The following is a 1,096-nucleotide window of genomic DNA, read 5'->3' as shown; positions in this document are numbered from 1 at the left end:
TCAACTCTTTGGCTTTCATGGCCGTAAAATACCGAAAACCAACGCCCTGAACCGTGCCAGATACTGTGAACCTATAGCAATTTCCAATCATATCTATGCCTCCATAATGTCAAAAATGTTATATTCATCATGTCTATTTATTCCAATTATCAATAGTGAGAATTGGGTCTGTTCTATTTGGATATTACTATTATGAAAGAAACTGCTTTTCGATGGATCGATAAATATCTCATCCACTTAAAAATTCAAGAAAAATTCTACCTACTTTTGATTCTCCCGTTACTTGCTCTTGGTATCCTAACGCTTGTTTTAGATAATGCTTCAGACACAATGCTCGATAACCTTTATCAGGAAGAGCTTGTTTTGATGAAAAGTTTCATTGAAGAAGGAAACCTGTCTAAGCAGCAAATAGATCAAATCATCGCGAGCTCAGAAAGTATTTCATTCGGTTCAGGTGAAGGCTCCATTCGTGTTCTAAACGGCGCCTATTCTCTCGTTGCATCGCATGATGTGAATATTTGGAACTCAATGAGCACCTTACAAATTGGACTTATTGCCCTGACCATACTCGTTATGGCTATCGGTGTTTATTACATCATGACGTTCATCGGTGGTGCTATGTTCACAATGAATAAAGCACTATCGACGTTGGCAGATGGTGATCTCACTCAACGTATGAATTTTTTTCTGGTACGCGATGAGTTCAGTACCATCGCGATCACCATAGACAAATTGGCTGATCGAGAGCAAAAAATGGTGGCATCCATTCAAGAGTCAATTGCATTGATGCAACAAATCAGCTCAGATTTAAACCAGTCAACTCAGCAAAGCTCAGAATTATCGAATGTTCAGCAAGAACACTTAAACTCTTTGGCGAGCGCTACCGAAGAGATGGCGTGTTCTATTCGAGAGGTGGCAAGCTTAGCTCAGGATTCCAGTAACCAGACGGAAGAAGCTCAAAGCGTCGCGCAGCAAGGACAAGGAAAGGTTTCAAATACCCTTAGCTCTATTTCTAACCTTGCTAACGAAGTTCGCTCAGCCTCAGAAGCCGTTGAGGAGTTAGATTCCAATGCAGCTAAAATCGACGAAGTGGTCA

Annotated in this window: 2 protein-coding genes; one reads left to right on the top strand and one right to left on the bottom strand. The window is 40.8% G+C overall.

The genetic code is table 11. The annotated features are described in order from the left end of the window. The coding region (locus ACP45E_RS17565; protein WP_141707396.1) for an acylphosphatase at nucleotides 1–91 on the bottom strand (91 nt) is incomplete at its 3' end. A 101-nt stretch (nucleotides 92–192) separates the two neighbouring features. Between ACP45E_RS17565 and ACP45E_RS17560 the strand changes: the two genes are divergently transcribed. After that, nucleotides 193–1,096: methyl-accepting chemotaxis protein (locus tag ACP45E_RS17560; RefSeq protein WP_141707395.1), on the top strand; the 904-nt coding region annotated here is incomplete at its 3' end.

It is taken from the genome of Vibrio genomosp. F10 str. 9ZD137 (assembly GCF_049974785.1).
GTDB lineage: Bacteria > Pseudomonadota > Gammaproteobacteria > Enterobacterales > Vibrionaceae > Vibrio.
Note: the sequence above shows the minus strand (reverse complement) of the source record. Positions and strands in the feature narration are given on the sequence as shown.